Here is a 4,727-nt window from a genome sequence, read left to right as displayed (position 1 = left end):
TCGGGCCGGAGTCCTGCGCTTCGCTCCGGACGAGTTCGGGACCTCGCTGCGCTCGGTCCCGAACAGCCCGCTGTGCGGGCCTGAGTGACTTTCGTTTCACGGGGTACGGGCCTTCGGCCCGTTGGGCGGGTCCGCTCCGCTCCCCCACCCAGGTTCTTCCGGCTCCGCCTCCAGGACCAGCCCGCTGTGCGGGCGGCTGGCAGCAAAGGGGACTGCGTGGGGAGGTCGCGCAGAGGTCGTCTCACTCTCGTGCGCAGGACAACCATCCGAGAACTGCTACACCACAGGCCAGCGCGGAACGAATCCACGCCGCAAGGCGTCTACTTGGTCGCCAGCCAAGTCCAGACGGGAGCCGGATGCTCCAGCTCAGTCATCCCCTGGCAGTCATATCGCCTGGCGGCTTTAAATCCACGATCAGGAGACAGCCCATTGCCGCTCACCAGCCACCGCTCCCGTGTATTAGCCGTGGCCTTCCTGGTTGCCGTACTACTCTCTTACACCAGCATGTGCTTCTACCAAGGCAAGACGCCAAGCCTCTACCCAGAAAGCAGCTGGGGCCCTTGGAAACATGAACAGATCGCTTCCTGGTCCACACACGTCAGGGTCAACACCTGGACCCACGCCGCCCAAGCCCAGATGCACTACGGAAAAGCCGAAGACATCTCCCTCGGCGCATATGGCAAGACCGTCCACGAATCCAGCGTCATCGACCAAAACACCTTCACCCTCACCCCTGACGGCAGGCTGACTGCCCAGCACCCCTGACAGCTTGCGGTACTGGGCAACAGACTCGGCGATGGTCACCTGGATAGCCGTGACAGCAGTCGCCCTGCTCCCAGCCGCCCAGGGCATCCAAGACGCCTTTGGTAAATGACTCAAAGCCCTCGCTGGCGCCCCCGCAATCATCACGGTCATCGGGTTCATCGGCGCGAGCGGCGGACCAGCAGACGGCACCTGGGGCAGCAACCCTGTCAACCTAATCTGACCGATCTCCGGACACGGGGCCTTTGATTCAAAAGCAGACTTAGCTACACTCTGGAATTGCACTGAGCATGGGCATCCCACGAAACGCCCCTCTTGTCGTGCCACCCAGGCATGGACCTACCACCCCACACACCAGCGCCTGTGCCCACGCCACCACCAACGGGCCACGTCCAGCCACCGTGCGCCCCTGAACACCTGCGCACCACCCGAACTCACCCAGGCCCACCAACGCCTCACACGCCGGCCCGACGCCACCACCGCCTACCAGTGGGCGAGCTCGATCACCACCCGCTGGCACGACCACCAGCAGCACCTCACCCGGCGCTGACGAACGCGCCTCACACACCTTGGGGCCACCAGCCCACCACCCGCAACCGGAAAGTCCTGGGCCCTCACCGCCCGCGACGCGGTCACCTAACCCGAAACCGTCACCCTCGCCCGACACCTCTCACGCACACCCCACCCCCAAGCCGACCACGGCTTCCTCCGCCAACACCGCAAGCATCCTCGGCCTCAACCGGCTCGTGCTCCCGCCCGACGACCCGCTCTGGACCTGGATCCACACCAAGCAGCAACACCCCGCCCACGGCTGCCTATAAACGGGCCACTACACCTGCACAAAAAATCAGTACAACCGGGCACACCAGCGAAACCCAATCAAACCGAGAAAGCCCCACGTCAGAGGCACGTGAAACAGCCCCGACACCTCACCCCACCAGCCGCCAGCACCCCCGGCCAGGCACTCCCCCACCCCACACCAGCCAACCAACCTGAACACGCACAGGTCAGAAGACCAACACAGGCACCAATCAACCGCCGGTCACACCCGCCCGGCAGCCGCCAGCACCGCCATCAGGCAGCTCCGACCCCCACAACAGGCACCCAGCAATCCCCACACCAGCCAACCAACCTGAATACACCCAGCTGACAACCGACCCAGGCAGTACATCAACAGCCCGTCATAGCCGCGGCGCCATCCGCACCGCTGTCGCCGGCCTCCTGCCCGAGCACACCACCGCGGCTCCAGGAAGGCCCCGACCCCGGAGCCGCCCGTCACCCTCGACATGCCGGGCAAGGTCGCCGGCTTCCTTCGCACCACCGAGCTGGAGCCCGCCGAGCGCGTCGCGCTCGACCAGGGCGTTACCGTACGGCGCGGCCAGGGCTACACCCTGCGCGTCAGCGCCGTTCCCGCGGTCCACTGCCAGTTCCTCGACCTGTGTCGGCCACTCGACGACACCCCAGGCGCCGCGGCGATCCCGTCGCAGCGCAAGGCCTGCCGCGAGTACGAGAACCGCGTCAACACCCTCGGTGCCACTATCCGTCAGTGATCCCGTCAGACGCTCAAGATCATCTCATGGCGGGTTTCCGGCGTATCTGGGTCATGCGCCTTCACCGCCGTTCTCGTACTCGCCGTGCCACAGGAGTTGGCCGCCGCAGAGATCGTGCGGCCGGCCGCGTCCGTGCCTCCGGCGGCGTGCCGGTGGAGGCACGGACGATCGCGGAGCCGACTGCTGCTACTCGCCCTTCCAGAAGACGGTGACGACGTTCCAGCCGCCGTCGCCGAGACCGACGAGGACCACCAGCTCGCCGCCGCTGGAGAGCCCGAGCGTGTAGCGCCAGTTCCCGTTCTGCTGGCACGCGGCGTTCTTGGCACCGACCCTGACGACCTTCTGGATGTCGTCCTCGGTCACCCCGCGCTCGTTCATGCGGTCGCGGGCGTGCTGGGTGATGCGGTCGTAGGCGCTCGGCGCGACATCCGAGTAGCAGCGGTTGGTCACTTCGTGTCCGCCGCGGACGGGCGGGCCCGCGGTCGTCGTGGCGGCCATCGCGGGGCCGGAGATCCCCATCACGGCAGAGGTGACAAAGCCGAGGGCCAGGAGCCGAAGGCGCTTCGAGGTGTTCACGGTGATTCCCTCTTCCGGGTGCTGTGTGCGCGGCCGGCCGGCCGCTGCGGAAAAGGTGCCCGGCGGCCATCCATGTGTGATCAGCAGAAGATCAACGGCAACCATCGGAGCCCAACCATCGGGGTCAGCAGTCCCGGCGGGGCGGTGAGGAGTTTGCACGGCAGCATGCCGCGGGCGGCCCCGAAAGCGCCGGACGGCGTGGCGATGAACGCTCCCACGAACGCCCTCGGTTCGCACCGGACACGCCTGGACACCGGCCGGGACCGCGAGGGTCTCCCCGCGCCGGGCGCGCTCGGGCACTCCGGGTACACCGAGGTCCGCGAGAAGTTCCGCCGGCCGCCCGGGCACCGCCTCAACGAAGCGGACCTCGAGCTACCACGACCCCTGCCGGGCTGACCCGGCAGGGGCTCTGGTGCCTGTGCCCACGGGGCGAGGGCACGAGGCGGTACATGCGGGCCGCTCGACGTGGAGTGCGACCCCGGTGCCGACTCAAAAGCCGCGGCCGGCGCTGGTGCCGGCCGCCTGCGGCCAGGCGACGCGGTGCGCTACCGTCCCGCCATGACGACGCCGTTCGCGACCGGCCCCGACCATCCGGCGTGCGGGATCTGTCCGGCGACGCGGCTCCCTCTTGAAGAATTCGTGGTCTATGACCGTTCCAGTCGCGAGTGCCCGTTCAACGCGGCCGATGGCCACCGGTCCGGAGTCGGTCGTCGTTCCTGCGGAACCGGTCCGGCGGCAGTGGTGGAGGACGGGACGCAAAGCGGCGGCGAAGTCGATGCCGTGCTCGCGCCCGGCACGGTCCAGGCCGATGCTTGCGTACCGCGCGGTGAGGATGTGGACCCGGCGGTCGACTTCGTCCGTCGTGAGCCAGTACCGGGTGGGGGGCTCGGCCCAGGCGAGCCGGTAGGCCTGGCGGGTGAAGTCCCCGTCGCTGTAGTCGGGGTGTTCCTGGTCGGTCTGGTGGATGAGCTGAAAGCCGGTGCGTGCCGTCCACCGGGACCGCCACGGCGACCTCGGCCAGGTGCTCGTCGCCGGTCAGGTCGAAGACCGCCGCCTTGAGCGAGAGGGCGCGCAGGCCCTCGGTGAACAGCGGGCCCCTGTCGGCGTCCAGGATCCACCGCTCGATGACGGGGAACCCGGTGAAGCACTGCCAGTCGGAGGAGTACTCCGGCGTGGCGGCCTCGAACGCGCCGAACTCCTCATCGGCGACGATCGCGGCCAGGATCTCCTTCGCCCGACGGGCGGTCTGTGCGGGATCAGGCACCGCAAGGTCTCGGCACGTCGTGCGGCTGCGCGTGCGGTCGAACCACTTGTTCTGCCCGAGGAGAAAGCTGATCTGCAATGACCAAGATCGGTAGATCAGTTGACCTGGGTCTGGCTGCGGGGCCCTGGGGCGATCAACGACGCTGACTTCGGGAGGCTGTCGAGGCAGTTGGCTGTTTGGCCAGGTAGTTGCGGGAGTGGCGTTCGTAGCGGTGGTTGAGTCGGCAGTAGCCGGTCAGCCAGGACATGGTCCGCTCGATCACCCACCGGCGTCGCCCGAGCCGTTCGCTGGACTCGATGCCCTTGCGGGCGATGCGGACGCCGATCCGTTTTCCTCGTGACCATTTCCGCAGGTGAGGGGTGTCGTAAGCCTTGTCGGCATGCAGGCGTTGGGGTTTGAAGGACCTGTGAGGACCCGTACCGCCGAACGCCCTCATCAGCAAGCCCGCACGCACACCGCCTGAGCCTGACTACGTGTTTTTGAACTTCGGGTCCTGTCGGTGCGGATACCGTCATGGCGCGCGTCCCCCCACTGCATGGATGCCCTGCCCCCAGGAGGGGGCAGGGCATCCATGC

General features: G+C 67.6%; 5 protein-coding genes and 1 pseudogene. 4 read left to right on the top strand and 2 right to left on the bottom strand.

The features are described 5' to 3' along the window. Nucleotides 1-429: 429 nt before the first annotated feature. Both ACWGH1_RS35025 and ACWGH1_RS35020 read left to right on the top strand, forming a co-directional pair. Entirely contained in the window at nucleotides 430-765 is a 336-nt protein-coding gene (locus ACWGH1_RS35025; protein WP_453356165.1) for a hypothetical protein, read from the top strand. 1,283 nt (nucleotides 766-2,048) lie between these two features. Then, nucleotides 2,049-2,312 carry a hypothetical protein gene (locus tag ACWGH1_RS35020; protein ID WP_453356164.1) on the top strand — a complete coding sequence of 88 codons (264 nt, stop codon included), beginning with the start codon at nucleotides 2,049-2,051 and terminating at the stop codon, nucleotides 2,310-2,312. 186 nt (nucleotides 2,313-2,498) lie between these two features. Here ACWGH1_RS35020 and ACWGH1_RS35015 read toward each other — a convergent pair whose 3' ends face one another. Further along, nucleotides 2,499-2,888 carry a DUF4258 domain-containing protein gene (locus tag ACWGH1_RS35015; protein ID WP_453356163.1) on the bottom strand — a complete coding sequence of 130 codons (390 nt, stop codon included), beginning with the start codon at nucleotides 2,886-2,888 and terminating at the stop codon, nucleotides 2,499-2,501. A gap of 204 nt (nucleotides 2,889-3,092) precedes the next feature. Between ACWGH1_RS35015 and ACWGH1_RS35010 the strand changes: the two genes are divergently transcribed. Beyond that, on the top strand, nucleotides 3,093-3,284 hold the full coding sequence (locus tag ACWGH1_RS35010) for a hypothetical protein (protein ID WP_453356162.1): 192 nt from the start codon (nucleotides 3,093-3,095) through the stop codon (nucleotides 3,282-3,284). Nucleotides 3,285-3,867: 583 nt separating this feature from the next. Continuing rightward, on the top strand, nucleotides 3,868-4,233 hold the full coding sequence (locus ACWGH1_RS35005) for a hypothetical protein (RefSeq protein ID WP_453356161.1): 366 nt from the start codon (nucleotides 3,868-3,870) through the stop codon (nucleotides 4,231-4,233). Nucleotides 4,234-4,285: 52 nt separating this feature from the next. On the opposite strand, the pseudogene ACWGH1_RS35000 reads toward ACWGH1_RS35005, so the two are convergent. After that, nucleotides 4,286-4,564 (bottom strand): annotated as a pseudogene (locus tag ACWGH1_RS35000) (transposase); the annotation flags it as partial. Nucleotides 4,565-4,727: the final 163 nt, after the last annotated feature.

The sequence above is a fragment of the Streptomyces sp. NPDC054883 genome (genome assembly GCF_053610645.1).
This window is presented reverse-complemented; position numbering and strand designations above follow the sequence as displayed.

Bases quoted from the DNA above. Each gene is read 5' to 3' on its own strand.
- ACWGH1_RS35020 (WP_453356164.1), top strand. From the start codon at position 2,049: ATGCCGGGCAAGGTCGCCGGCTTCCTTCGCACCACCGAGCTGGAGCCC.
- ACWGH1_RS35010 (WP_453356162.1), top strand. From the start codon at position 3,093: ATGAACGCTCCCACGAACGCCCTCGGTTCGCACCGGACACGCCTGGAC.